This window comes from Streptomyces sp. NPDC104367 (genome assembly GCF_055583825.1).
This window is the reverse complement of the sequence record NZ_JBVJND010000037.1, coordinates 37127-63851: the sequence shown is the minus strand read 5'-3', so window position 1 is coordinate 63851 and position 26725 is coordinate 37127. Positions and strand designations below refer to the sequence as shown.

Annotated in this window: 18 protein-coding genes and 1 pseudogene; 4 read left to right on the top strand and 15 right to left on the bottom strand. The window is 68.8% G+C overall.

All coding sequences use genetic code 11. The annotated features are described in order from the left end of the window. Positions 1 to 161: 161 nt before the first annotated feature. The 15 genes from ACZ619_RS38500 to ACZ619_RS38430 all read right to left on the bottom strand — a co-directional run bounded on the left by ACZ619_RS38500 (position 162) and on the right by ACZ619_RS38430 (position 21511). Positions 162 to 1034, bottom strand: a complete 873-nt coding sequence (locus ACZ619_RS38500) for an alpha/beta hydrolase (protein WP_469609396.1) — start codon at positions 1032 to 1034, stop codon at positions 162 to 164. Positions 1035 to 1144: 110 nt separating this feature from the next. After that, positions 1145 to 4369, bottom strand: coding sequence for an AfsR/SARP family transcriptional regulator (locus tag ACZ619_RS38495; RefSeq protein ID WP_469609393.1), 3225 nt, complete (start codon positions 4367 to 4369; stop codon positions 1145 to 1147). A gap of 29 nt (positions 4370 to 4398) precedes the next feature. After that, entirely contained in the window at positions 4399 to 5934 is a 1536-nt protein-coding gene (locus ACZ619_RS38490) for a tryptophan halogenase family protein (protein ID WP_469609391.1), read from the bottom strand. Next, the gene (locus tag ACZ619_RS38485) at positions 5931 to 7427 is read right to left on the bottom strand and encodes a cation:proton antiporter (protein ID WP_469609389.1); all 1497 of its coding nucleotides are present in this window, start codon (positions 7425 to 7427) and stop codon (positions 5931 to 5933) included. The genes ACZ619_RS38490 and ACZ619_RS38485 overlap by 4 nt, the downstream gene beginning before the upstream one ends. Further along, positions 7415 to 7945 carry a flavin reductase family protein gene (locus ACZ619_RS38480; protein WP_469609386.1) on the bottom strand — a complete coding sequence of 177 codons (531 nt, stop codon included), beginning with the start codon at positions 7943 to 7945 and terminating at the stop codon, positions 7415 to 7417. Before ACZ619_RS38480 ends, ACZ619_RS38485 begins: the two co-directional genes overlap by 13 nt. Before the next feature lie 40 nt (positions 7946 to 7985). Continuing rightward, positions 7986 to 9521: a tryptophan halogenase family protein gene (locus ACZ619_RS38475; protein ID WP_469609446.1), complete on the bottom strand. Its 1536-nt coding sequence runs from the start codon at positions 9519 to 9521 to the stop codon at positions 7986 to 7988. Positions 9522 to 10455: 934 nt separating this feature from the next. Then, positions 10456 to 11691, bottom strand: coding sequence for a kynureninase (gene kynU, locus ACZ619_RS38470; protein ID WP_469609384.1), 1236 nt, complete (start codon positions 11689 to 11691; stop codon positions 10456 to 10458). Between the two features lie 131 nt (positions 11692 to 11822). Next, positions 11823 to 13802 carry an AfsR/SARP family transcriptional regulator gene (locus ACZ619_RS38465; protein ID WP_469609381.1) on the bottom strand — a complete coding sequence of 660 codons (1980 nt, stop codon included), beginning with the start codon at positions 13800 to 13802 and terminating at the stop codon, positions 11823 to 11825. A 1569-nt stretch (positions 13803 to 15371) separates the two neighbouring features. Beyond that, positions 15372 to 15572, bottom strand: coding sequence for a hypothetical protein (locus tag ACZ619_RS38460; protein ID WP_469609378.1), 201 nt, complete (start codon positions 15570 to 15572; stop codon positions 15372 to 15374). Positions 15573 to 16026: 454 nt separating this feature from the next. Further along, a complete protein-coding gene (gene ptsP, locus ACZ619_RS38455; protein ID WP_469609376.1) occupies positions 16027 to 17718 on the bottom strand; it encodes a phosphoenolpyruvate--protein phosphotransferase in 1692 nt (563 codons plus the stop codon). A gap of 2 nt (positions 17719 to 17720) precedes the next feature. Continuing rightward, positions 17721 to 17990, bottom strand: a complete 270-nt coding sequence (locus ACZ619_RS38450; protein WP_469609373.1) for an HPr family phosphocarrier protein — start codon at positions 17988 to 17990, stop codon at positions 17721 to 17723. 81 nt (positions 17991 to 18071) lie between these two features. Next, positions 18072 to 19505 carry a glycoside hydrolase family 1 protein gene (locus ACZ619_RS38445; RefSeq protein ID WP_469609370.1) on the bottom strand — a complete coding sequence of 478 codons (1434 nt, stop codon included), beginning with the start codon at positions 19503 to 19505 and terminating at the stop codon, positions 18072 to 18074. Further along, the gene (locus ACZ619_RS38440) at positions 19502 to 19900 is read right to left on the bottom strand and encodes a PTS sugar transporter subunit IIA (RefSeq protein ID WP_469609367.1); all 399 of its coding nucleotides are present in this window, start codon (positions 19898 to 19900) and stop codon (positions 19502 to 19504) included. Before ACZ619_RS38440 ends, ACZ619_RS38445 begins: the two co-directional genes overlap by 4 nt. A 37-nt stretch (positions 19901 to 19937) precedes the next feature. Next, positions 19938 to 21185 (bottom strand): PTS sugar transporter subunit IIC, encoded by a 1248-nt coding sequence (locus ACZ619_RS38435; RefSeq protein WP_469609365.1) that lies wholly within the window; start codon positions 21183 to 21185, stop codon positions 19938 to 19940. Beyond that, entirely contained in the window at positions 21182 to 21511 is a 330-nt protein-coding gene (locus ACZ619_RS38430) for a PTS sugar transporter subunit IIB (protein ID WP_469609363.1), read from the bottom strand. The genes ACZ619_RS38435 and ACZ619_RS38430 overlap by 4 nt, the downstream gene beginning before the upstream one ends. Positions 21512 to 21758: 247 nt before the next feature. On the opposite strand from ACZ619_RS38430, the gene ACZ619_RS38425 reads away from it, so the two are divergent. From ACZ619_RS38425 to ACZ619_RS38410, 4 genes and pseudogenes are all read left to right on the top strand, one after another. Beyond that, positions 21759 to 23693, top strand: a complete 1935-nt coding sequence (locus ACZ619_RS38425) for a BglG family transcription antiterminator (RefSeq protein ID WP_469609361.1) — start codon at positions 21759 to 21761, stop codon at positions 23691 to 23693. Between the two features lie 375 nt (positions 23694 to 24068). Next, the gene (locus ACZ619_RS38420; RefSeq protein WP_469609359.1) at positions 24069 to 25286 is read left to right on the top strand and encodes an MFS transporter; all 1218 of its coding nucleotides are present in this window, start codon (positions 24069 to 24071) and stop codon (positions 25284 to 25286) included. Between the two features lie 33 nt (positions 25287 to 25319). Beyond that, positions 25320 to 25598, top strand: a pseudogene (locus ACZ619_RS38415) (class I SAM-dependent methyltransferase); the annotation flags it as partial. A gap of 222 nt (positions 25599 to 25820) precedes the next feature. Then, positions 25821 to 26540 carry a phosphotransferase gene (locus tag ACZ619_RS38410; protein ID WP_469609357.1) on the top strand — a complete coding sequence of 240 codons (720 nt, stop codon included), beginning with the start codon at positions 25821 to 25823 and terminating at the stop codon, positions 26538 to 26540. Positions 26541 to 26725 lie beyond the last annotated feature (185 nt).

Below are 26725 nucleotides of genomic sequence, written 5' to 3'. Positions count from 1 at the left end.
GCTCTTTTTTGCGGGGGGGTTAAACCTCCGGGGGGTCGCGGTTAGCGTGTTGGTGCCCCCCCCCGCCCCCCGGCGGGGGGGGGGGCGGGGGCCGGGGGGCCCCCCCCCCCCCCCCCGCCCCCCCCCCACCGGTCCCTCCATGCGCCGACAGTCCGGTGCCCCTACCCCAGACCCATCTGGCCGAGCACTGCCGCCCCCAGCTCCGTACCAGGGTTTCCCAGGTCAGCCGGCAAGGCGAAGTGGTCTCGGCCGGCGACCACGAGATCCTGCACCCGGTGCCCGGACCGCCGCAACGCGGAAGCAAAGACCTCGTGCTGACGCGCGTACTCGGACGTCTCCTGGGCTCCGCGGGCCACGATCACCCGCTCCGCCCGGCAGGGCAGACGGTGCAACGGACTCAACGCACGAGCGGTCCCCTCGTCCAGGCGCACCGCTTCGTTGACGTAGCTCAGCCGAACGGGCTCCAAGTCGTAGACCCCGCTCATCAGGCATGCCCCGGCCAGTGCGGGCACCTCCGGCTCGGCCAAGCCGGGCGTTGCGCAAAGGGCCGCAGCAACCAGGTGCGCCCCCGCAGAGCTGCCGCTCGCGTACACGGTCTCCGGCCGCGTGCCCAGCTCCGCGGCATGGTCGCGGAGCCAGCGCAACGCCCGGCGGACCTGGTCGACGATCCGCTCAAGAGAATGAGCGGGCGCCAGGCCGTATCCGAGCGCGACGAACGACGCGCCGGCCCGGATCATCGCGGGCGCGGCACAGGCGGACTCCTCCTTGCTCGACTCCTGCCAGTGGCCCCCGTGGACGAAGACATGCAGGGGCGCGGTACCGCCGGCACCCGCCGGGGCGGGAAAGAAGTCGAGCCGCTCGCTCGGATCGGGGCCGTAGGCAACATCCAGTTCGGCCGGGAGCGTCGCGCGCGCCCGCTCACTCAGATGCGCCTGCCGGGCCAGCTCGGCCCGGAATTCCCGGGACACCGAACTCGGTGAGTACGCCCGGTCCAGTTCCTCCTGGTCGAAGGTTTCAAACACAGGAACAGCCATGTGCTCCCCTCCTGATGAATACGCGTGCGGAGCCCGGAGTGCGGGGAGGGACCTGCGGTGAAGGTGCCACGGACCGGCGCGAGCACCTCACGGCAGTCCCGGTGCAGCGCTCAAGCCGCCCGGGGCGGGGAGCACATGGTGCTGGTGAAGGACACGGCCTCGGATTCCAGGGCGGTGAGCCCCATCCTGCGGCACAGGGCGATCACCGAGCGCGCGTAGCGCAGCGCGTCATCGCTCCGGCCGTCGCAACGCAGTGACAGGGCTGCGACGTACAGCGCATGCGCCCGCGCCGTGGCAAATCCCGCCTGTTCACACAGCCGTACCGCCGCCAGTGCGTGGCGCACCGCGCGTCGCCCGTCGCCGAGTTCGGCATAGGCCCGTGCCAACCCGGTGCGGGCCTCGTACTCTCCCCGTGCCCGCCCGAGGGCGTGTGCCATGCGCAGCGCACGCGTGTGGTGCAGCACCGCGAGCACCGGCGCGCCTTCCCGCGACCGGGCCTCGCCCAGTGCCGTCAACGCGTACATCCGGGTCGACGCGTCCAGGGCGGTCAACGGCTCCTGCAGTCGGCTGGTCGCCCGCGTCGTACGGCCGAGGAGGATCTCCACCCGTGCCAGGCCGATCGTCGCTGCCATCTGGTCTCGAAGACCGCCGCTCTCCTGCTCCGAGACCGCCCAGGACCTGGTCAACAGGCTCCGAGCCCGCTCGTAATGTCCCCGGTCGGAGGCGATGAGGCCCTGGCGCCGCAGGATCTCGGCCCGGGTGTGCGTGACACCCGACCGCCGATCGTCCTTCAACGCTCTGGCCAGCTCGACCTCGGCATCGGTGAGCCGTCCCATGTCGTGCAGCGCCGACGCCAGGCTCCGCCGCACGGGACCGACGACGAACAGGGCGTCAGCGTCGACCGCCAGGCGCAGCGCGCGTCGGAAGACGTCCTCGGACTGTGCGGTGCGGTGTTCCAGGCGCAGCGCCAGTCCGAGACCGTGCAGCGCCATGATCCGGTACCGGCCGTCCTCACGGCCCTCCAGGCCGGCGAGCGCGCGATTGAACTGCAGCCGCGCTCTGCCTGCGCGGCGCAGTCCGACCTCGGCCAGGCCCAATCCGGTGCGCATGACAGCCGTAGCGCGCCGGTCGCCGGCGCGCAGGGCTGCCTTGTGCCCGGCCAGACAGACCCGCAGCGCATCCTCGTGGTGTCCTCCGGCCCACAGGTAGTCGCGCAGCAGATCCGCGAGCTGCCACGCCGACGCGTGCGGGCCGCGAGCCGCGGCGGCCTCCGCCATGGCGATCAAAGTGGCGCGTTCCGCGTCCAGCCAGGTTGTCGCCGACGCCGGGTCCCCGAAGCGCGGCAGCCGCGCCGTGCCGGTTCCAGCCGGTGCCGGCGGAAGGTGGACCAGGTCGGGGCAGCGTGCGGCTGTGGCACGGGCGGCAGTGGCGCGATACCAGTGGTGCATCCGGTCGTAAGCCGCCGAACGCTCCTGCGGCGCGTCCTCCACGCGGGACCGTTCGGCCGCGAAAAGCCGCAGCAGCACGGGAAGGCGCAGCCGGCCGGAGTCGTCCGGGACCACCAGGTGCAGTGTCAGGAGCTGCTCCAGGCAGCGTTCGGCAACGTCCCGGCCGAGTCCGGCAAGGATCGCCGCGGCCTGCGGGGCGAAGTCCGCGGCGGGAATCAGCGGCAGCAGCCGGAACAGCCGGGCGGCAGCCGGTTCCAGTTCGTGGTAGGGAACCTCGAAGGCAGTACGGACCGCCGCCCTGCGTCCCGCGCCCATCGCCAGCCGAGACAGTCTGTCAGGGCCCCGCAGATCGGACACGTACTGTGCGAGCGAGCAGTCCGGCCGGCCGAGCAACCGTGTCGCCGCGATCCTCAGGGCGAGCGGGCGGCGCCCGCACAGATCGGCGAGTTCCCGCGCGGCGTCGGGTTCGGCCGCCGTCCGGGCCCGGCCCAGCACTCGTTCCAGCACCGCCCGCGCCTCGGCCGCGGGCAGGGCCTGGAGCGCGAAGCGCTGGACGCTGCACTGGGCACTGAGCGCGGGGAGGTCGCCGTAAGACGTGATCACAACCGAACAGCCCGGTGTGCCGGGCAAGAGGGCCATGGCGTGCTCGGCGCTGGGTGCGTCGTCCAGAATCAGCAGCACCTTGCGGTCGGCGAGCCGGGCTCGCATCGCGGCCGCCCGTTGCTCGAGTCCGTCCGGGACCCGGTCGGCACCGCTGGCAGCCAGCAGTTCGGCCAGCAAGTCACTGCCGTCGCGGGCCTCGCCCTTGTCCGTGCGGAGCCTGACGTACCACTGCCCGTCGGGGAAGAGGTACCGCAGCCGGTGGCCGACCCGGACGGCCGTAGCCGTCTTGCCGGTGCCCGGGCCGCCGGAGAGCACCACCACCGGCGGCGCGGTCAGGGTGCCGCCCGGCGCCGCCGCACGAGCCACCTCCGTGCACAGCTCGTCCCGACCGACGAGGTCCGGGTCGTCCGCCGGCAACTGGCACAGAGTGATCCATCCGTCGTTGCCACGGTCGCCCCCGGCCGAGCGCACCACGGACGGCCCGGGCGGCAGGCCTCCCGATTCCAGCAGGCCTGGGGCGCCGGTCAGGACGGCCTGCTGCATCCGGACCAGACGCTCCCCCGGATCGATCCCGAGTTCATTGTTGAGCCTCCCTTTGACCTCCCGGTAGGCGGCCAGCGCCTCTGCCTGGCTGTCGGATCGGTACAGGGCAAGCATCAGCTGGCACCAGAACCGCTCGCGGTAGGGATTCTCCTCGGCCACTGCACGCAGTTCGGGCAGGATCCGCGCGTGCCGGCCCAGAAGCAGCGACGCCTCGAAGTAGCGCTCCGAGGCTTGCAGGAGCCGCTCCGTGAGCGCAGGCACGGACTCCCTGCGCAGACTTCCCGACGGTACGTCGGCCAGTGCCGGGCCCCGCCACAAGGAGCGCGCCGCTGCGAGATGGGCCGCCTCGTCGGGCAGGTCACCCCGTCTGCGGGCGGTAGCGGCGCTCCGGACGGCGTCGTCGAAGCGCTGCAGGTCCAGCGCGCCGGGGGGAAGACTTGCCCGGTAGCCCTCCGGTACGGTGCGGATCAGCTGATCCGCGTGCGGCGTTCCGAGCGTTCTGCGCAGCCGGGTCATGTGCACGTGCAGCGCGCTGCGCCCGTCGGCGGGCAGATCGCCGTCCCACAGGTGGGAGAGCAGGTCTCCGACCGGCACCGTCCGGCCGGCGGCCAGGAGCAGAGTGGCCAGCAGACTGCGCTGCTTGGGTGCCCGCAGATGGACCGGACGTCCGTCGATCCGTACCTCCAAGGGCCCCAGCAGACCGAACTCGCAGGCCGGCCAGGAGTGTTCTTCCGTGTTCATCCTCTGCTCCCCATCCCCCGTCCGGCTCTTTAGGAGTTCATCTGCTGGAGGTACTCGAAAGCGCTGGGCAGTTCGTCCACGAGGCGGGCGGCTTCGGCTCGCACGGCGGCGAGTTCGAGCCGCGCGTTGGCGGGGTCCAGGCCGGTCAGCGCGGGACGGGCCGTAGGCGGCTGCGCTCCCAGGCCGATGAGCATGATCTTCCAGTTGTACGCCTCGAAGCCGTGGAAGGCCTGGTAGATGCTGGTCTCCTCGGGCAGCAGCGTCGACCACGCCTCCAGCCGTTCGGCCATGCCTTCCGGGAGCCGGCGGACCTTGGCAGCCTTCCAGTACGGCGTGTCCTCGCGGGCCGCACACTTGTAGTGCAGCACGAGGAACTCCTTGACCCCGTCGATGACCTCGGCCATCCGCGCGTTGAAGCCTGCGGCCAGGTTCGGGTCCCACCGACGGTCGGGGAAGTGTCGCGTCAGTTGCTCGATGGCGTACTGGATGAAGAAGATGCCCGTGGACTCGAGAGGTTCCACGAACCCGCTGGACAGACCGACTGCCACGCAGTTCTTCACCCAGGAGTTCCGGTTGCGGCCCACTCTGATGCTGATGTGGTTGGCCTCCAGGTCAGGTTGGTCCGGTGCCGCGAAGGCGCGCAGGGTGCGCTCGGCCTCGTCCGGATCGCAGAACTCGTCCGAGTAGACGTAGCCGGTGCCGATCCGCCCGTACAGGGGGATCGTCCAGATCCAGCCCGCGTCCACCGCGGTGGCGGAGGTGTAGGGCTCGATGCCCTGCCTCTGCATGTCGACGGGGACCCGGAGCGCCACCGCGCGGTTGTTGGGCAGAACGTCCTCGAACGAGATGAAGGGCTCGTCCAGCACCTTGTTGATGAGCATGCCCCGGAAGCCGGTGCAGTCCACGAAGAGTTCGCCGGGTATGTCACCACGCTCGCGCGTGGTCAGGGCCGAGATCCATCCGCGTTCGTCCTGGCGGACGCCGACCACGTCGTCGACGATGTGACGGACGCCGCGCCGTGTCCCGTAGTCCTGCAGGAAACGGGCCAGCAGGTCGGCGTCGAAGTGGTAGGCGTAAGGGAACTGGGCACGCTGTTCGCCGTCGGTCGCACCACCGTTCGGGAGCCGGCTCGCGAAGAGCGAGCCGTCCATGAAGCGCGGCGAGCGGTTGTGCTCGCAGAGCGTCGGTATCAGCATGGTTGCGGCGTCGAAGGTCTCGACCTGCCCATCCAGGCGAAGCCACCACTCGTCCAGGGTGAAGCCGTCGACCGAGCGGAGCCGTTCGAAGGGGTGGTAGAAGTGCGTGCCCGGGGTGCGCCAGTCGGCATAGCGGATGGCCGACTTGTAGGAGCCCGCGCACCGGGGCATCCAGTCCTTCTCCTCCAGGCCCAGGTAGGCGAAGAAGTGCCGAATGGTGCTGAAGGTGGCCTCTCCCACCCCGACGGTGCCGACACGTTCGGACTCGACGAGGGTGATGTCCACCCGGTCTCCGAAGGTCTGCTTCAGGTAGGTGGCTGTCATCCAGCCCGCCGTACCGCCGCCGACGACGACAACGTTGCGAATCATGAGTTTCCCTTCTGGGACTGGCCGACGGGCGCGGTCCGGGAGTCGGTGGCACGTGAGACCCGGGCGGTGGTGAGCCGGGCGATCGCCGTGACGGCTGGGGACGTCATCACAGTCGACACCAAGGCCATCAGGACGAACATGGTGAACAGCGTGGGGGTGATGACGCCGAGGTCGAGGCCGACGTTGAGCACGATCAGTTCAGTCAGCCCACGGCAGTTCATGAGGGCACCGAGCATCAGGGAGTCCTGCCAGGGCAGACCGACCGCCCGTGCCGCGACCGTGGTACTGCCCCATTTGCCTACCACGGCGATCACCACGATCAGCAGGCACCACAGCCACAGCCGCCAGTCACCGCCCAGCAGGCCGATCTTGGTCCGCAGACCCGAGTAGACGAAGAACAACGGAAGCAGCAGCGTCTCGGTGACCGAACGCAGACGCGTCGCCGCCTGCTGGACCGGGACGACTCCACGGGGGATGACGGCGCCGAGCAGGAAGGCTCCGAAGATGGCATGAATGCCGATGCGTTCGGTCGCCAGCGCGCTCAGCAAGATCGCGGAGAGCAGGGCGGGCAGCACCACCGCCTCCGGCATCCGACCGTTTTCCTGCCGCGCGCCCGTTGTGACCGGGTGCTCCCGGGCGCCCAGCAGCCGGTTCAGCGCGGGGCGCAGCACCAGCCAGAGAAGGGCGCAGAAGCAGACCGTGAGCAGGAGTGTCCAGCCGACGGACAGGAACGAGGTGTTCCGGGCGGTGGCCACGACGACGGCGAGCAGGCACCATGCGGTCACGTCCCCGATCGCCGCGCTGACCAGTGCCATGGAGCCGAGGGGGGTGGCGTCCATTCCGCGGTCGGCGAGGATGCGGGCCAGCACGGGGAACGCCGTGATGCTCAGTGATACGGCCAGGAACAGTGCGAACGCGGGGAACCCTATGCGCGAAGGGGCGTAGGGGCCGTACATACCGAGCGCCAGCACGATGCCGGACAGCAGCGGCACTGCCACCCCGACGTGGCTGACCACCAGGAGCGTGTGTCCCCGGCCCCGCACATGCTCTGGGTTGAGTTCATGGCCTACCAGGAACATGAAGAACACCAGGCCGAGCTGGGCGAGCACATTGATCGGGGTGGTCAGGTAGTCGGGCAGCAGCCAGTGGTGGGCTGAGGGCCACACCAGTCCCAACAACGAGGGTCCCAGAAGGACGCCGGCGAAGATCTCGCCCATCACCTCGGGCTGAGACATCCGTCTGAACAACCGTGCGCAGCCGTGGCACACCAGCAGAATCACGGGAAGCGCGAGCAGCAGTTTTCCGTAGACGTCAGGCACCGAACTCTGCGGGGTGGCGGCCCCGCCCTTGTCCCCGCCGCCGATGACGTTGCCGCCGACGGCCAGGAGAAGAACGACGACCAGGGCGGGAAGCATGACGAGCGTCCCGTAGACAATGAGGGACCTCGCCCGCCGGTTCGCCTGGAGCGCACCCTGAGTGTCTACGGCCGCCATCGGCGCTCCCCCGGCCAGGAAGCGTACTGGCGAAGCCCGTACAGCAGAGGGGCTGCCGGCTCGGCGGCCTGGACGACATGGCGTACCTCGCCGAAGACGACAGCGTGGTCGCCGACCGATTCCTCACGGGTGACCGCGCAGTCGGCAACGGTGTGTGCGTCGGCGAGCAGGTGCGGACCTCCGCAGTCGGCAGGAAGACTCCAGGGTGTGCGCGTGAAACGATCCGCCGCGCCGGACGCGAACAGTTCGGCGGTGGACCGTGCCGCGTCGTGCAACAGGTTGAGAGTGAAGCGCCGACCGGTGTGCACGGCGTGCAGGGTCGGGCTTCCCAGCCGCAGGCACACCAGCAGCGTGGGGGGATCGAGGGCAACGCTCGCGACGGACGTGCAGGTCATTCCCCAGGGGCGGTCTTCGGTGTCGAGCGCGGTGATCACGCAGACACCGGTGGGGAATCCTGCCATCAGCGCGCGTAGATCGGTCGGTTGCGTGGAAGGGGCGGTCTGGATGGGCTGGGTCATCAAGTCCCCGCAATCGTGAATGACACGGTCCTTGCCGGACTCACTTTCCGTGGAGCGACCGCAGGACGTCGTACGTGGCCGGCAACTCCTCGAGAAGGAGGCGCTCGCGCCGCCGGACGTCGTTGAACAGTGACTCCACGCTGTTCTGAGAAGCGGGTTTGTAGAGCAGGGCAGGCAGGATACGTTCGGGAAGGAAGCCGAGACCCGCGAAGATGCACCAGTAGTTGGTGTTGTTCCAGAAGTTCTTGTTCTCGACCTCGGAGTTTCCGTAGTAGACCCGCTCACCGGTCACCGACGAGTTCACGGGAAGCCCGGACCGGTAGAGCTCGATCTTCTCGCGGATGTCGTCCCCGAGCGGCAGTTCCTTGTTGGCCTGCCAGAACTCGGTGTCCGTCCTGGGCGAGAAGTAGAAGTGTGTCTGAATGAAGTCCCGAGTGAAATCGAACATGCTCTCGATCTCATGGTTGAAACGGTTGACGAGAACCGGGTCGAAACGCTTGTCGGGGAAGTTCTTGGCGAGCTGGTAGACCGCCGAGTAGATGAAATAGATCCCGGTCGATTCGAGCGGCTCCACGAAGGCCGAGGAGAGGCCGATGCTCACACAGTTCTTGACCCAGGCCCGACGGTTCCGACCGACCCTGAACTTGACATGGTTCAACGGCGTGTTCTCCGGGTCGAGTCCCCACAGGTCGCAGAACTCCCGGGTGGCATCGTCCTTCTCCGTGAACTTGCTGGAATAGACGTACCCGGTCCCGAAACGAGTCAGCATCGGGATTTTCCAGGTCCAGCCGGAGGACATGGCTATCGCCGATGTGAACGGTTCGACACCGTTCGCCTGGTCGTCGTGCGGTACGGCCGTGGCAACGGCGCTGTCGCACAGCAACTGGTGCCCCATATCGAGGAAGGGTTCCTCAAGCGCCTTGTTGATCAGCAGCCCGCGGAAGCCGGAGCAGTCGATGAACAGGTCCCCCTCCAGCACGCGTCCGCTCTTGGTCCGCAACGCCTTGATGAAACCACGCTCGTCGAACACCGCGTCGACGAACTCGTCCTGAACATGCCGAGCGCCTTGCTTCTCCGTCGCGAAGCGGCGGAGGTAGTCGGCGACCAACTGGGCATCGAAGTGCCAGGCGTACCCGGTGGCCTGCGAGCCGTCGACGTACCAGGGCCCCTTCTTCGCGTCGAGGGCGGCCGCCTCCCCGAAGCACTCACGGTCGAACGAGGCGACCTTCTCGCCACGTTGACGCTTGAGGAACCAGTAGTGCGACAGTGGAATGTGGTCGTGTTCGGGAAGATTGGCGAAATGGTGATAGAAGTAGTCGGTCGCGTCACGCAAGGGCCGGGGCTCGGACTCACCCCTTCCAGGAGTGCGCCAGTTCACGAACTTGATGCCGGCCTTGAAGCTGGCGTTGCACTCTCGCATCCACTCCTGCTCGGGTATCCCGAGGTAGTCGAAGAACGCGGTCTGCAAGTTCGGGACCGTGGCCTCTCCGACACCTATCCGAGGGATCGTGGGCGCTTCCAGGAGAGTGATGTTGACCACCCCCTGGAGCGCCTTGCCGAGATAGGAGGCGGTCATCCAGCCCGCCGTACCGCCACCGAGAATGACGAGTTCCTTGATGCGGTGATCGCTCACGGTGCCCCTTCCAGAACACTTCGGATCCACGTCCGGGCGCTACTCGCCCGCACAAAACACGGTGACGCGGGAAGCTATATTTTTTCTACACTCCCGCTCCGGGATGATCAGAGCTCCGCCGTTCTCGCCACCGGACCACGACTGCCGATATGGGCCCCATACACCAAGTCGGCGGCGGTGAGCGTTTCGTGACCGGACCGAATACCCATGCGGGCATGGCCGGCGGGAATCACCGGCACAGAGTTCGGCCGGCCATCACAACGGAAGGCTGCGCCGCCTCCACCGTCATCACCCGTCCCGCTCGGGCCGAACAGACAACGCCACCGTCAGGACCGGCAAGAAGGGCACGGACGTCCTGCCCCTGCCATTCTCAACGGCCCCTTGCCGTAGGAAGGCGTAGGCCCCGGCGATGACGGATGCAGCGGAACGTGACATCCGTGGGCAGCGATGCCCACGGATGCCCACCGAACCCCCTGCCGGCGGCCCTGTACGACGACGGCATCGTGTTGAGCGTCCGAACTCGAAGCGTCGGTGATCTACCGAACGCACGAATCGCAGCCGTCGGGGACTTCCCGCGCCAGGAAGTCAGTTCGGGAGAGTGGCTTTCGACTCCGGGCCGAGGGCGCCCGGCAGCTCACGGACGTGTCGGGAATCGCAAGCTCAAAGCGAGCGCCTCCTCGTGCCCACACTACCGATGTCGCCCCCGGCACAGCACTCCAGAACCATCGGCCGACCATTCCTCTTGCACAACGGAAAGAGGACGACCGAGCGCGTCCATAGGGTCACGAGCCTGCCCGCGGGCCGTCCGCGGACACATGTCGTCCTTCCACGGGATCGCGAACACGACAGGGACCGCTGAGGGGTGGCGAGGGCCGGGTCAGCCGAACGGACTACGACGGACGAACCGCTGATCGTGTTGTTCCCCCGCCAGGACCGCGGCACGCAGTTCCTCGACAGCCCTGCACACATCGCGATGCGACACATACAGCGCATTGAATCCGAAACGCAGAAGATCAGGGGATCGCATGTCCCCGATGACACCGCGGCGAATGAGCGCCTGCACCAACGCGTAGGCGTCCGGATGGCGCAGCGCCACCTGACTCCCACGCCGGGCATCCTCACGCGGCGTCACCACCGTGAAGCCGTACCCCTCCAGCATTTCGTTCACGCACTCGACAAAGAACGACGTGAGCGACAGGCTCTTGGCGCGGACGTCAACCATGCGCACACCGTCGTAGACGTCGAGAGCGGCCTCCAGCGCCAAAGCGGACAGCACCGGTGGAGTGCCGATGACAGCTCGTCCGATGCCGGGAGCGGGCTTGTACACCCCGGTGGTGGAGAATGGTTCGGCATGGCCCAGCCAGCCGGTCAGGGGCTGGTCCAGCACATCATGGTGCGCAGGGTTGACGTAGATGAACGCCGGCGCTCCCGGACCACCGTTGAGGTACTTGTAAGTACATCCCACGGCCAGGTCCACGTCGTCCCGGTCAAGGGTGAGCGGGACGGCGCCCACCGCGTGAGACACGTCCCAGACAACTACCGCTCCAGCACGATGCACCGCGGCAGTGATCTCGGAGACGTCCCAGAGTTCCCCCGTGCGGTAGTCCACCGCGGGATAGGCTGCCACCGCGACTTCGGCACCCTCGGCGCTCAGGAACCCCGACAGGTCACGGACCGGCACACGCCGTACCTCAAGGCCGAGTATCCGGCCGACCGAGTCGGCCAGATACTGGTCCGTGGGAAAGTGGTCAGGATCGGTGAGCAGCAGCCGTCGGCCAGGCCGTAGGCGACCCGCCGCCGTGAGGGCGTTGAAGATCTGCACCGAGGCAGAGTCACCGACAGCTGTCGTGCCCGTCTGAGCCCCCATGAGCCTGCCGATACGGTCGCCGAGTGACAGCGGCAGGCGCATCCAGTCGATCCAGGACCGCACGAGTCCTTGGCCCCACTGCCGCCGGACGGCGTCTTCCACAACCGAAGGAACCCCTGCCGGCACAGGTCCGAGGGAGTTGCCGTCGAGGTAAATCACCTCGTCCGCGAGAAGGAATTGTTCTCTGATAGGCGCCAACGGGTCCTCGGAATCGAGCTCTTCGGCCCATGAGCGGACTGAAGTCATGTCATCTCCGTCGTCAGGGTGTTCGACCGAAAGGATGCGGAAGTCTTGCCGTATCGCCGCCCCGTCGAACCCGGCGGCAGCGCAGAAGCCTCAGACAGGGCGAGGACGGACGGCGTCGTTCTCGCTCGTGTTCATGCACATGGCGGAACAGTCCGCCGACCACACTCATCCCGGGTTCGAACCAGCGAGATGCCTCCCGTGGCCGTCGCGGCGTCGGCGTCGGTCTGCCGGCTTCCTGCCGTCGCCTGCTGGCGAAACCGATGCCGCAGCAGCCGCACCATCAGCGCCCGGTCGGCGGCGGAGCGTTGTTCGTCGGCGCTGTCCTCCTCCACCGCGCACTCAACGGCGAACGTCCGTACCAACGGGTGCATGCGATAAGCCAGCTGCCCGATGCGATCGCTCGCCTGCGCTTCCATCAGCCGGGCGTCCACCAGCTCTTCAAGAGCGTCCTCCGCCTTCGGTTCGCTGAGCCCCAGGGCGAACGCCGCCGCCCAGGCGGAGATGTCCACGTCCCTCAGCAGCGACAGCCTGCGCAGCGCGGCCTTCGCGGACTCAGCCAGGGGTGCGTAACTCGCTCGGATGCTGGCGCGGACATCGATGTCTGCAAGTCTCAGTTCGTCCATCGGCCGTCGCCGCCTGTCCGCCAGCCTGCAGGCCAGCTCGGCCAACGACCTGTGCGGCCGGCCCGCCAGCCGCCCTGCGATCGCTCGAAGGGCAAGCGGCAGTCCCGCGCAGAAGGCGGCCAGCCGATCAGCCGCCTCCTGCTCCGCCGCCACTCGACCGTGTCCGGCCACCCGGCCGAGCAGACGCAAAGCCTCCTCTCGCCCGAGGATGCCCACGTCGATGACGCGCACACCCTCGAGGGCGTTGAGACTCGAACGGCTGGTCAGCACCACCCGGTTACCGACCGTGGTCGGCAACAGCGGTCGGACCTGCTGTTCGTTGGCGGCGTTGTCCAGGACCACGGCCAACCTGTGGCCGGCGAGCACGCTGCGGTACAGCTGTGTGCGCTCGTCCAAGGAGACGGGAATGACCGTACCCGGCTCGCAGAGTGCCTGAAGGAACAGTCCGAGTACGTCATACGGATTCTTGGGACTTTCCTCCAGCCCTCCCAGATCCGCGTAGAGCAGGCCGTCGGGGAAGCTGTCCCGGCACAGCCACGCCGCTCTGACGGCCAGCGCGCTCTTTCCCACACCCGCCATGCCTGTCACCACGATCGGTGCGGAACCGGCGCTCTCACGGCACATCAGACAGCGTAGTTTTCCCAGTTCTCCCTCTCGTCCGGTGAAGTCGGCGATGTCCGGAGGCAGCATCATCGGACGGACCCGGGTACGGGCATGCACATTTATCCGCTGAGGAGGAGCGGGAGACCGCGTGAGCGACGGATCACTGGAGAGAATGGCCTGAAAGACGTCGTTGAGCGCGGAGCTGGGGTCGACCCCGAGTTCCTCGGCCAGAACTTTGCGTCCTCGTTGGTACTCAGCCAGGGCATCAGCCTGTCGACCGACCCGGTACAGCGCCGTCATGAGCTGAGCACGCAGTCTTTCACGTACAGGATGGGATTCGACCAGGCCGGCGAGTTCAGTGACGAGAGCGTCATGCCGCCCGAGTGCGAGGTCAGCTTCGATACGACCTTCCAGCGCAGCCATATTTGCCTCTTCGAGCCGCGGGAGTTCCTCGCGCGCGAGGAACTCGGTCACGTCTTCCAAAGCGGGCCCGCGCCACAGTTCAAGTGCCGCAGTAAGATGACCGGCCGCCAGCTCATAGCGGCGCGCTTTCAGCTCGGCGTAACCATGGCTGGCCAGACGGTCGAACTCGGCATAGTCGAACGTGGATTTTGCCAGAATGAGGTTGTAGCCAGGCCGGCGACGGAGAATCCCGGCACCGGGAGAGATTCGCTTACGAATTCTCGAGATGTAGGTGTAGAGCTGCTGGTCGACCGTATGAGGCGGCTCAGCTCCCCAAGTGACATCACGCAATCGCGCATCCGATACGACACGTTCGTTGGCAAGGAGCAGTGCGGCCAGTATCGTTTTCGGCTTCTCCCCGTCCAGGGGAATGGTTTCACCTTCATGGAACATCTCAACCGACCCAAGAATGCGAAATTCCACCCGATACCCACCTCTGGTGTAGTGAGCCCCCCGGCTCGGTGTATTTCTGCGCCGTTCAATTCGGATGCGGCAGCTCCGCTTCCGCATAGCGGGGCGGGAATCATGCCCCACACTCGCCGCACACCGCTTATCCATCGCCCATCCACCTCTGGGGCATCATGCGGTAGCGCCAGATAGAGCCACTACCCGCGGCCAGGAAAATGACGGATTTCGACATGCCCGCACGGTCATATGACTGAGGTATGGCGCAATCCATGCACCACCCCGACCCTATGAAACCGATTCCACTCACCTGGGACAGCACCGGTTGACACCATGACGTACCGGCGTTTTTGCTGTTCAAACGCACGCGAGTACCTGTCGGCCCCACTCCGGTACAGGTTTCCCACACGAGGTACGGCAGTTGGCGCCGCCGAAGGGAATCGTCCGGTTCTTCTCGCTCTCGCGGCATGGAGACCGTGACGAGATGGGCCCGAGGCGAGGATTCGCATGATCTTCAAACCCGACCCATAATAAATGAATCGCAAAGTAGCGCCCCGTAAAGGAAGATACAGTTCCCAAATAGCCCAAAACGCGCATCCGTGTATCCGAGGCGTGATCCTCCCTGTGATCCTCCCTTCGGTGCGGGGTTGCCTCGGCCGAATGTTCCGTTCCCTCCAGACCGCCGAACTGCCGGCCTTGATCGAAAAGACCCCCGGCAGGCATCGTGCCCCTGTCGTCCCGGCCATGGAACGAGGCGCCGCACTCGACACGGTCGCGCTGCCGACGCCGTGCGCTTCTGCAGCACGACCGTTCCTAGGCTGGGACGGCTTTGACGACTGACGTCACGGGGGTTTGAACTGCACCGGGATCTGCGGAGGATTCACCAGGCTCCGAGCCACTCGGCGCCACGCCTCTGGTCGCCCGGACGGCCGCCGCCTTGGTAGCCAGGACCTGCCGGCACGAGGCCGCCCCGGCACTCGCGAATACGGATGACGCGGTGGGGTGCGGGCCGCTGCCAGGCCACGAGTCCGGCCCGGGGCTCGGTCTGTCCGAGGTGGAATGTTCTGCCCGGTGGCTCCGCTCAAGAGCACGTCGTCGATGCTGCGCACGTGCCTCGGTTGCACTACAGCTGCTGGGGGTCCTGCCCGGGTACGTTGCGCACGATGTGCGAGTTCTTCTGCCACCGGCGAGAACTGCTCATCGCCGCGACAGGCCTCGGATCCGCTCAACCGCTCACTGACGCCGAACGCGAAGTGATCAAGATCCTGCCACAGCCACACGGCTCCCGCCTGTGGACCACTGCCCTGGCTCCACCCGGGCGAAGGGAATTCGACGAGCCCGAGCCACCAGCCGTGATCGTCCAACCGGAGGCGGGACTGGCCACGCTGACGGAGGCCTGGGGGACGGAGCCGGTTCTTGGCTGCCGCGGCCACCAGCCGCGACGCGGGGGACGGAGAAGCCATGACGGCATTCTCGGCCGGCGGCCGGGGTCCAGCGCTGCCCATGGACAGGGAGCGCCCGTTGTTCGGCGACGTCTCCGAAAGCGGCGCTCAGGGACCACGTGCGTGCCGGCACGTGCGGCTGAGGTCAGGTCGCGCTGCCCTCGGAGGCTTCCGCGTCGAGTTCGTCGAAGAAGCGATCGATGACGTCGCTGCTCCCGGCGAAACCGACCAGGCGCTCACCGGCGATCCGGCCGGCGAGGTTCACGGCGAGGGGCCGGACGCTCCCGTTCAGCGCGGCCGCGGCCAGGGTCCGGTCCACCTCCGGCTGGGCGTGCGCGTCGGCCACCGGGGCGGCCTTCTGCCGCCGGCCCTCCTCCCGGGCGGCGGCGATGATCTCGGCCCCTGCTCACACGCCTCCTGGCGAGCGGCGGCAAGCTCCCCGTAGGCCTCGGCGAGCCGGTCCCTGTATCGGCGTGGATGCCGTCGGCTTCGAGCCGGATCGCCGCAGCGCGGTCGCCGGTCCCGGTGATGGCGTCCTCACGGGCCGCGAGGACGCTCCGGAGCCGGGGAACCAGGACCAGAGCGAAAACACCGAAGACGATGCCGAAGCAGACGACGGCGACGGCGACTTGGTCGACTCGAGGCTCAAGAGGCCCCAGGTTCACGACCCGAGCCTGCAAGAGCACTGGCCGCGCAGGGCACGGACGGTGTCCAAGTAGGTTGCCCGGATGGCGGGTCGGACGCCGGTGTCCGCCTCGGCTTCGGGGGCGTCTCCTCCGGGCAGGGCCCGGGTCGTGGGGTCAGGGAGTGATGTCCAGGACGGAGCGCACCTCTTCGTCCACGAGTGCGGCCGCACCGCGGCGAGCCTCCGGCGCGCCGGAGGCGGCCAGGGCGTGCCGGGCGATCCGCCGGCACTGTTCGACGGTGTGTCTGCCAAGCGCGAACCGGACCGCGGGAAGGGCCGGTGGCGCCATGGACAGGCTCGTCACTCCCAGGCCGGTCAGCACCAGCGCCATGACCGGGTCGGCCGCCGACTCCCCGCACACGCCGACCGGCTTGCCCAGCTCCCGGCCTGCGGCGGCGGTGGTCGCGACCAGGTCGAGGACCGCGGGCTGCCAGGGGTCGAGGAGGTCCCCGAGGTCGCCGAGGAGGCGGTCGGCGGCCATCGTGTACTGGGCGAGGTCGTTGGTGCCCAGGGACACGAAGTCGACCTCGGCGAGGATCTGCCGGGCACGCAGCGCCGCCGCGGGGACCTCGATCATGACACCGACGTTCTCGATGCCCTCCGCGCGGGCCCGTTCGGCGAAGCGGCGCGCCTCGTCGGCGGTGGCGATCATCGGTGCCATGACCCAGAGGCGGGACCCGGCCGCCGTCCCCGCGGCGGCGATCGCCTCCAGCTGGGTGCGCAGCAGGTGGTCATGGGTGCGCTCCAGTCGGAAGCCGCGGACGCCCAGGGCCGGGTTCTCCTCCGCGCGGTGGTCGACGAACCTCAGGGGTTTGTCGGCGCCCGCGTCGAGGGTGCGGACGACGAGCTTGCGGCCGTCGAGCGCCTTGATGACCGACTGGTAGGTCCGGCTCTGCTCGTCGAGGCCCGGGGCGGCCTCGCGGTCGAGGTAGAGGACCTCGGTGCGCAGCAGGCCGACCCCTTCGCAGGCGCCGTCGGCGAGCCGCTCGGCGTCGGCGGTCGTCCCGATGTTGGCCAGCAGCTGCACGGCGTGCCCGTCGGCGGTGCGTCCCGGCCCCGTCGAGGCCGCGAGCGCCCGCCAGGTGCGGGCACGCGCGGCGATCGCCTCCTGGACGGTCGCGTCCGGATCGGCGAGCACGGTGCCCGCGGCGGCGTCGACGGCGACGAGGGTGCCCTCTTCGAGGGCGAAGGCGCCCGTCGCCCGTACGACGCACGGCAGGCCCAGCTGACCGGCGACGATCGCGGTGTGTCCGGTCGGCCCGCCCTCCTCGGTGACGATGGCCCTGACATGGCGGAGGTCGACCGCGGCGGTGTCGGCGGGCGACAGATCGCGGGCGACGACGACCGAGGGGCCGGTCAGCGGCGGGAGTCCGGGGGCGGGGAGATCGAGCAGGCGGGCGAGCACCCGGTCACGGACGGACACCAGGTCGGTCACCCGCTCGGCGAGGTAGCCGCCGCCGGCGCGGAACAGTCCGACGAACTCGTCGGTCACCTGCTGCACCGCGTGCGCGGCGGGTGTCCCCTGCCGGGCGCGTTCGACGGCCCCGCCGACGAGCGCCCCGTCCCGGGCCATGAGCACGGTGGCCGAGAGGATCTCGGCCAGGGAGCCCCCGGCGTTCCGCGCGTGCCGCTCCAGCTCGTCGGCCACCTGCGTGAACGCCGTACGGATCCGCTCGGCCGAGGCCTCGGCGTCGTGGGTGGCCGGCAGGTCGGCGGGGACGACGGGCGCCGGGTGCGCGCGGACCACGGGGCCGACGGCCGCCCCGCGTCCCACGCCGAGGCCTTCGATGAGCGCGGTGGGCGGCACCGTCACTCCGCGTCGAGGTCGGTCGCCAGCAGCGTGACGAGGTCGTCCAGCACCCGGTCGGCGCCGGGCGCCTCACAGGAGAGGACGACGGCCTCGTCGTGCTTCACCGCCAGCCCCATGACCTGGAGGATGCTGGACGCGTCGACCGGGGCGCCGTCCTGGCGGCCGATGCGCACGGGGACGCCGTGCCGGAGCACGGCCTGGGTGAACTGGGCGGCGGGCCGGGCGTGGAGGCCGACCTGGGAGGCGACCTTCACGGTACGCACAGACATGATCTGATCCAATCGGGAGCGGTGCACGGGGCCGGTCCGGCATGACACGGAGCCGGCCCCGGTGATGAGGGGGGTGCTGGTTCAGGCGAGGTCGGAGCCGTTGGACGCCACGACCCTGCGATACCAGTCGTAACTGTCCTTACGGAAACGCCTACCGGTGCCCTTGCCGTAGTCGTCAAGATCGACATACACGAAGCCGTACCGCTTGCTCATCTCGCTCGACGAGCAGCTGACGATGTCGATCGGGCCCCACGGGAAGTACCCGAAGACCTCGACCCCGTCGGCCACCGCCTCGCGCATGGCGTCGACGTGCCGGCGGAAGTAGTCGATCCGGTAGTCGTCATGGACGGTGCCGTCGGCCTCGAGGACGTCACGGGCGCCGATGCCGCTCTCCGCGATCATCAGCGGCACCTGGTAGCGGTCCCAGTACTGGTTCAGCGCCACCCGCAGACCCGTCGGGTTGATCGCCCAGCCCCACTCGCTCTTCTCCAGATGCGGGTTGGGCTTCGCGTCGCGCTCGGCGAAGGACTCCGGGTCCACCACGGCCGTGTAGTAGTACGAGAACGACAGGTAGTCGGCGGTGCCGGCGGCGAGGTCCTGCTCGTCCTCGGGTTCGACGCGCACCTTGATGCCGCGGTCGTCGAAGAAGCGCCAGGCGTAGCCCGGGTAGCGCCCGCGCAGGGCGATGTCGGCGAAGAAGTACTCCATCTGGTTCTGCTGGAGCGCGGCGAGCACGTCCTGCGGCCGTGAGGACGCGGGGTCTCCGTTGCCGTGGCAGAGCATGACGCCGACCTGGTTGCCCGGGTCGATCTCGTGGGCGAGCCGGGTCACCCGGGCGGCGGCGACCATCTCGTGGTGGATGGCCTGGTACTTCGCCGACCACAGGTCGTCCACGCGGTCGGCGGCCACGCCGAGGTGGTTGAACGACTCGTGGGTGATCAGGTTGATCTGGTTGATCGTGATCCACCACTTCACCCGGTCGGAGAAGCGCCGCAGCACGACCTCGCTGTAGCGGACGAACAGGTCGATCAGCTCGCGCGAGTGCCAGCCGTCGTACTTGAGCGTCAGTTCGAGCGGCATCTCGTAGTGCGACAGCGTGATGACCGGTTCCATGCCGTGGGCGAGGATGGAGTCGATCAGCCGGTCGTAGTACTCCAGACCGGCCTCGTTGGGCTCGGCGTCGTCGCCGTTGGGGAAGATCCGCGCCCAGCTGATCGAGGTGCGGAACGCGTTCATCCCGGTGCCGGCCAGCAGCCGGAGGTCGTCGTCGTAGGTGTGGTAGAAGTCGATGCCGTCACGCTTGGGGTAGCGGCCCTCGGTGTCCGCCATCGCCGCGCGGACCTGCTCGGTGGTCAGCTCCTTGTTGGAGCGCTTGTGCGCCGGGATGTCGCCGCGGTAGAGGTTGATGTCCGCGACCGACCAGCCCTTGCCGCCCTCGCGCCAGGCGCCCTCCGCCTGGTTGGCCGCGATGGCGCCGCCCCAGAGGAACCCGTCGGGGAATTCCGCGCGCGTCATCGCTTGCCTCCCTCGGCGGCCGTGGCGGTGGCGGGCGCGGCGGCGACGAGGCCGGTGGCCTCCTCCAGGGCGGCAAGACGCCCGCCCACCGACCGGAACGTCGGCAGCAGCCGCTTGATCAGCCGGATCTCGGACTCCGTCGCCATCATGGTGTCCTGCGCGTGGCTGAACAGCGCCGGGAAGGTGACGGAGGCACCGCCGGCCTCGCCCTGGATGATGTCGGTGTGCAGCGCGTGGGCGTCACGCATCGCGTTCTGAGCGGCGTCGAGCTGCTCGGTGGCGAGTGCGAAGTCCCATTCGGCCACGGCGGTCAGGGCCGCCGAGATGTGCTTGCGGGACTCCCCCGAGCCCAGCAGGATCTTCATCGCGGTCTCGACGACCGGGTCCTGACTCATGAAAAGACAGCTCCTTGTGTTGCGGGACGTGTGATCGTCAGACGGTGGCGGTCGCGAGGGACCGGGACTCGGCCTCTGCCTCGGCGGCCAGCGTCTGCTTCTCGTACGCCTTGTAGAACGGGTACCAGATCGCGCCGGCGAGGACGAAGATCCCGGCCGCGAGGACCAGGCCGCTCACCGCCCCGGTGGTCAGCCAGGTGGAGATCGGGAACGGGGTGTACCACATCTCGAACTGACGAATCGGAATGGGCGCGAACGGGATGGTCTTGGTGAACAGCCACACCACCAGCGGCAGGACCAGGCCCTGGATCCACATCGGAATCATCATGATCGGATTCCAGGCGATGACGGCGAAGACGGTGGGTTCGTTGATGTTGCACAGCGAGGGCACGATCGTCGCCCGGCCCAGCGCCTTGAGCCGCGGGGACCTCGACCGCATCATCAGCAGCACCAGCGGCAGGGTGGCCCCGATGCCGCCGATCCACAGGTAGGCCGAGTAGATGGTGGCCCCGGTGACCAGGTTCTCCGCGGTCCCCGCGACGTTCGCCGTGATCGCCGAGAGCAGCACCGGCTGGACCACCGGTGTCATGACCCAGGTCGAGATGCCCATCGAGTACAGCAGACAGGCGAGGAAACACATCGCGGCGAAGCCGTACGGCGTCTCGATGACGTTCTGCAGCGGCATGAAGATCTTGGTGATGAGGCTGTAGACGTCGAAGCCTGAGATGTCGACGACCACCCAGCCGGTCACGATGACGATGCCCACGGGAAGCATGGCGTCGAACCATGCCCGGACGAAGTCGGGCACCGCCGACTCGTCCTTGAACAGCGTGAACTTCCCGAGCAGGGTCATCACCAGGCCGACGAAGAGGCCGACGATGATCGCGGCGAACATGCCGCCGGCGCCCAGCGCCGAATCGCCGAAGCCGGGGTCGCCGTCCTTGACCACCTGCGGGGTGACCACGATGAGGAAGAGGGCCAGACCGCTCATCCCCGCGATCAGCCGCTGCTTGCGCAGCCGCTTCTTCTCCATCAGGTTGAACGGGACCAGGAAGGCGACGAACAGCGACAGGATGCCCATCGTCCAGCCGTAGGGGACCCAGAAGTCGGGCCACCAGGACACCCACTCCGCGACGATGGTGAGCATCGAGAACACGGACGCCAGGAAGATGAACGGCAGGGTCTGCATCACCGCGTCCTTGATCGCGACGATCCAGACGTTGTTGTTGACCTTGCTCAGTCTCGGGGCGAACGAGTTCTCGAGCCAGCCGATGACGGTCCTCACGCCGGGTGCCCCATCTGCGCGAGCTCCTGCTGAAGGTGTTCGAGGGCGCCCTGGCCGTCCAGCCGCGCGTAGTAGTCCGGCTTCATCAGGACGACCCGGACGTCCGCGTCGCCGATGTACTCGTCGATCTCGTCGACGATGTACGCGAGATGCGGGCCCACCATGAGGACGTCGATCTCGTCGATGTAGCTCTCGATGTCGCTCTCACCGCGGGCGGTGACCTTCATCGCGATACCCTTGTCCGCGGCAGCCTTGCGCAGGTTGCCGGCCATGAAGCCGCTGCTGGCGCCCGAACCGCACACCAGGAGTACTTGCAGTACCGCCATTACGTATCTCCGATCCCGAGAACGACTCTGTCCTCGTCCACTGCTGTGAGCGACTGAGCCGTGGTGGCTCCTGACAGATAGTGCGGAATCGGTTCCTCCAGGCGCCAGGCACGCGGGTTCCGCGACCGCGGAAGCCGAGAGCGGGAGGTTGTGCTTCCGCCGTGGCGGAAGCGCCATCCGTCGTTCACGTGCCCGTAATGGTGCTAGGTATGGGAGAGCAGTCGCGCGTGTGGGAAGGACAGCAGCCTTGAGGTCGGACCGGCATGACGCCCTTCTCAGACTCCTCAGCCGGGGCTCCGGCGCGATGTCCGGTGCGGAGATAGCCGGCCGGCTGAAGGTGTCGACCCGGTCGGTGCGCCAGTACGTGAGCGAGATCAACACACGCGCCGGCGAGGACGTGGTGCGCACCAGCCACCGCGGGTACGAGCTCGCCCAGGGCGCCTACGCGCGGCTGCGCGCCCGGCGCCGGCCCAGCCGCCGCCGCTACGAGACACCCGACGAGCGGCTCTACTACATCGCCCGCCAGCTGGTGACGCACCCCACCGGCCTCGGTGTGATGGAACTCGCACTGCTGCTGGCGGTGAGCCTGGAGACCGTCGAGGGCGACCTCGCCCGCGCGCGCGGGCTGTTCCGCGCCTACGACCTGCGGTTGCGCCGCAGCCGTGACGTCCTGACGGTCGAGGGGGGCGAGCGGGACAAGCGGCGCCTGGTGCGGCAGGTCCTGCTCGACTCGGCGGACGGCCTGCGGCCCTCGGTGCTGCGGGAGGTGTCCCAGGAGTACCAGGACTTCGATCTGCGCCGGCTGCGGCAGGGCGTGACCGCCGCGCTCGACGGGGTGGGGATCGAGCTCAACGAGTACGCGCTCAACGACACCCTCATCCATCTGGTGATCGCCGCGGACCGGGTGCGGCACGGACACACCATCGACGCGGAAGCCGGCCACGAGGACCCCGCGCCGGGCGAGGACGGGAGCGACCGCGCCGCCGTCGCCGTCGCCGGTGCCGTGGAGGAGACTCTCGGTGTCGTGCTGCCGCACGACGAGCTGTGCGCCCTGGACGCCATCCTCCGCACGCGCGGGTACCGGCGCACCGACGTCACCGCCCCCGAGGACGTCTGCGCCGTCGACCCGGACATGATGCGGCTCGTGCGGACGACGCTCCGCCGGGTCTCCGAGCACTACCTGCTGGATCTCGGTGACGAGAGCACCATCACCGGCCTCGCGCTGCACGTCCAGGCCCTGTTGCGGCGTGCTCGTGAGGGCCGTCACGTCCAGCAGGCCCTCGGGGTCTCGTTCAAGATCATGCATCCCGTCGTGCACGAGCTGGCGGTCTTCTTCGCCCGGGTGCTGGAGGAGGGCGCCGATGTACGGATCGGCGGCAACGAAGTGGAGTTCCTCGCCCTGCACCTGGGCGCGCAGTTCCAGCGGCAGCTGGAGAACGGGCCGCTGATCACCATCACCTGCGTCGTGCCGGCCTACAACCAGGTCCACCGCGACTTCGCCCACCGCCTGAGCACCGCGGTCGCCGGGCAGGGGCTGGTCGAGACCGTGGTGACCTCGCTCGATCACGACTGGAGTGAGATCACCAGCGATCTCGTCGTCTCGGTCGTCGACATCGAAGGCGAGACCGTGGCGCCGGTGGTCCAGGTCAGCCCGTTCCTGCCGGAGCACGACCTGGACCACGTCCGCGACATCATCAGGGCCGAACGCAAGCGCCTCACCAAGCAGCAGCTCCGCTCCAACCTGCTGTCGCTGATGGATCCCCGGCTGTTCCACCACGTCGAGTCGCTGCCCACCCGCGAGGCGACCCTCGAACTCATGTGCCGCACGATGGCGGGGCACGGCTACGTGGACGACACGTTCCTCGACGACGTCCTCGACCGCGAGCACCGCTCCTCGACCGCGTTCGGCGAGCAGTTCGCCGTGCCCCACTCCCTCTACATGGACGCCGACCGCACCGGTATCTCGGTCCTCGTCTCCGACCGGCCGATCCCCTGGGGCACCGCCGCGGTGCGCCTGGTCATCGTCTTCGCCGTGAGCAGCGCCCAGCGGCGGGTGTTCCGCGACGCGCTCGACCAGCTCATCGGCCTCCTCGCCGACGGGGCGGCCGTGGAGACCATCCTGGCTCGCTCCGCCACGCACCACGGGCTGACCCAGACCCTGACGGACCTCCTCGAAAGCTGATGTTCCCGGTCGTCCTGCGGCCGGGCAGGCCCGACGCGCTTCGGCGCGTCGGCGCGGAGCGGCCGAGTCCGGTATGAGCAGATCCGCCGGCTTCACCGGCCATGAGGGCGAGTTACGCCGCAGATCGCCCGGGCCGAGTTCCGGCGGCAGTTCGCCTCCGCAGCGGTGAACGGGCCCTTCGGGGAGTTCACCGCCGGGCACAGCCAGCCTCTCTCGGACACCCCGCCACGTCGAGGGCCGACCGGGCGCCAGGTGATCCACAGAGCTTGACAGCGACTCGCCGGTGGGGCTGGTGGGCTCCGACACGTTGGTGACCGACCTCACGCTTGCCCGCTTTGACCTTCTCATCAATGTGATGGTTCGAGCATTGCCGCCATGCGAACCCACACCGTCCGGCGGACCGGCGCCGCGAACAACGCCGGGAACAAGCGTCTGCCCCTGGGCGCTCTGACCGCGCTGGCCACTGCCGCCTTCATCACCATCCTGACCGAGGCACTGCCGGCGGGAGTGCTGCCCTCGATGAGCAGGAGCCTGGGGGTCGGCGAAGCCGCGATGGGGCAGTCGGTGACGATCTACGCAATCGGTTCCGCTGTCGCGGCGATCCCGCTGTCCACGGCCACCTCCGGGTGGCGGCGCAGGCGGCTGCTGCAGACCGCCGTGGCCGGTTTCGCACTCGCCAACACCGTGACGGCCGTCTCCGGAGACTACGCGCTGACGATGGCAGCCCGGTTCGTTGCCGGACTCGCCGCCGGTCTGGTCTGGGCGATGCTGGCCGGCTACGCGCGACGCCTGGCGCCCAGCACCTTGCAGGGCAAGGCAACCGCGGTCGCGATGGCGGGCACACCACTCGCCCTCTCGCTCGGGGTGCCCGCAGGAACCCTCCTTGGCCAGGCGCACGGCTGGCGGATCACGTTCTGGGCCATGACCGTGCTCGCTGTCATCCTGCTCGTGTGGATCACCGTGGCCGTTCCGGACTCTCCGGGGCAGCCGAGGCAGGGCCGCACCCCCGTCGTACAGACCCTCCGCCTGCCCGGGGTGACACTGGTGCTGTTCGTCACTCTGGCCTTCGTCCTGGCCCACAACATCCTGTACACGTACATCGCCACGTTCCTCGACCGGCTCGGCATGTCCGACGCCGTCGACTCGGTGCTGTTCGTCTTCGGCCTGGCCTCGGTGGTGAGCATCTGGGTCGTGGGTGCCCACATCGACCGCCGCCTCCGCCTCCTCACCATCGCCGGCACCATTTTGTTCGCTCTGGCGGCCACCGTCCTGGCGGTACGTGCCGACAGCTCGATCGCGGTCTACGCCGCGGGGACCTTGTGGGGACTGGGATTCGGCGGCACCGCCACCCTCCTGCAGACAGCCGTGGCCGACGCCGCCGGTGCCTCCGCGGACACCGCCCAGGCCATGCTCGTCACCCTGTGGAACACCGCCATCGCCGCCGGCGGAGTCATCGGCGGCCTCCTCCTGGGCAGCCTGGGCCCCGCGTCCTTCCCCTGGTCCGTGCTCGCACTCCTCACTCCCGCCCTGGTCATCGTGATCACCGCCCGCGGGTACGCCTTCCCCTCGAAACGCCCGGGCGGAGACGCCTGATCACGCACGGCGAAGGCCTCCCCCGCCTGCCGGGACCTGGGCCTGTGCACGGCTGCCGCCGGCATGCGACGCCTCCCGTCCGCCGACGGCCGGTTCGACGCCGTCGTCTGCGCAGACAGCTCACTGCCTCACCTGCTGACGGAGCATGACGTGCACGCGGCTCTCGCCGAGATGCGCCGTGTGCTGCGCCCCGATGGGACGCTGCTGATCAGCACACGCCCCTACGACGCCCTGCTGCTTCATCGACCGGCCTCGACGCCTCCGCAGGTCCACCAGGCCGCCGACGGCGCTGAGCGGACCGTCACCTTCCAGCCGCTCCTCGTGGCCCGCGCCGGCAAGTAGGTTTCTCCACCGCCCGATTCGGCCGCTGCTCTCGCAGGTGGACCGAGGGACTCAAGATGCGGTCACAGGCCGAAGCGGACCGGAACAGCCGTAGGGCCGGCTGCCGACAGACTGCCGCAACACCCCCTTCGTAATCAGACCGCATGATTGATCGTTGGGCCGTGCAACGACAATCGTCAGGGGGCACGCACCATGACCATCAGCCGCAGGGCACTGCTCGCCGCGGGGGCGGGCGCCACAGCGCTCAGCGCCTGTGGATCCAACACCGGACGCGGCGACGACACCGGCGCCGGTCGGCACTGGACCGTGATGACGTGGGTTCCCGGCGAGCCGCTCGACCACAGTCTGATCAGCCGCGGTGACCACGCGGCCGGCGCACTGGCGGGCTTCCTGCGGGCGCTCCATGCGCAGGCGCCCGCCGACGCGCCGACCGCCGCGGACCGCGGTGGCCATCCACGGAACCACACGGACGGCTTCGAGAACCTCTTCCGGGCCGTGGCCCCCGCCGACATCGCCGCCGACGTACGGGCCGTCTGGGACGACGCCGTCGCGGCCGGCGCGTGGCAGGGACCGCCGGTGTGGGTGCACGGCGACCTCCACCCCGCGAACGTCGTCGTCTCGGACGGGACGCTCGCGGGCATCGTCGACTTCGGCGACATGTTCGCCGGCGACCCGGCATGGGACCTCGCCGCCGCGTGGGTGCTGCTTCCCGCGGGCGCGGCCTCACGGTTCTTCGACCTGTACGCGCACGCGGACGAGGCGGCGATCCGGCGCGCCCGCGGACTGGCGGCGGTGAAGAGCCTCTTCCTCATGCTGATGGGGCAGAACGGAGACCGGGGCCTGCCCGGCGGCAAGCCGAACTGGGGACCGCTCGGCCGGGCGGCACTCGACCGTGTCCTGCACGGTGTCTGACGCACGCGCCGCCGAACCGCTGCCGCTCCCGGGGCTCGCCGAGGCGGTCGGCATCTCCGCAGCCCTCAGGGGGCGCAGGGAGCCGGGACGGCGAGGCGCACCGATGGTGACTGATCGAGTGGGTGCCGCTCCTCCGATCGGAGGACTCGTGGTGGTGGAGACGCTCTCCCGGCCGGTCCGGGAGG

What these genes read in the sequence shown, in the direction of transcription:
- ACZ619_RS38475 (WP_469609446.1), bottom strand. Translation starts at nt 9,521, where the DNA reads ATGACCGCCTCCTATCTCGGCAAGGCGCTCCAGGGGGTGGTCAACATC.
- ACZ619_RS38440 (WP_469609367.1), bottom strand. Translation starts at nt 19,900, where the DNA reads ATGAGTCAGGACCCGGTCGTCGAGACCGCGATGAAGATCCTGCTGGGC.
- ACZ619_RS38500 (WP_469609396.1), bottom strand. Translation starts at nt 1,034, where the DNA reads ATGGCTGTTCCTGTGTTTGAAACCTTCGACCAGGAGGAACTGGACCGG.
- ACZ619_RS38430 (WP_469609363.1), bottom strand. Translation starts at nt 21,511, where the DNA reads ATGGCGGTACTGCAAGTACTCCTGGTGTGCGGTTCGGGCGCCAGCAGC.
- ACZ619_RS38495 (WP_469609393.1), bottom strand. Translation starts at nt 4,369, where the DNA reads ATGAACACGGAAGAACACTCCTGGCCGGCCTGCGAGTTCGGTCTGCTG.
- kynU (WP_469609384.1), bottom strand. Translation starts at nt 11,691, where the DNA reads ATGACTTCAGTCCGCTCATGGGCCGAAGAGCTCGATTCCGAGGACCCG.
- ACZ619_RS38410 (WP_469609357.1), top strand. Translation starts at nt 25,821, where the DNA reads ATGACCATCAGCCGCAGGGCACTGCTCGCCGCGGGGGCGGGCGCCACA.
- ACZ619_RS38490 (WP_469609391.1), bottom strand. Translation starts at nt 5,934, where the DNA reads ATGATTCGCAACGTTGTCGTCGTCGGCGGCGGTACGGCGGGCTGGATG.
- ACZ619_RS38480 (WP_469609386.1), bottom strand. Translation starts at nt 7,945, where the DNA reads ATGACCCAGCCCATCCAGACCGCCCCTTCCACGCAACCGACCGATCTA.
- ACZ619_RS38445 (WP_469609370.1), bottom strand. Translation starts at nt 19,505, where the DNA reads ATGACGCGCGCGGAATTCCCCGACGGGTTCCTCTGGGGCGGCGCCATC.
- ACZ619_RS38450 (WP_469609373.1), bottom strand. Translation starts at nt 17,990, where the DNA reads ATGTCTGTGCGTACCGTGAAGGTCGCCTCCCAGGTCGGCCTCCACGCC.
- ACZ619_RS38485 (WP_469609389.1), bottom strand. Translation starts at nt 7,427, where the DNA reads ATGGCGGCCGTAGACACTCAGGGTGCGCTCCAGGCGAACCGGCGGGCG.
- ACZ619_RS38420 (WP_469609359.1), top strand. Translation starts at nt 24,069, where the DNA reads ATGCGAACCCACACCGTCCGGCGGACCGGCGCCGCGAACAACGCCGGG.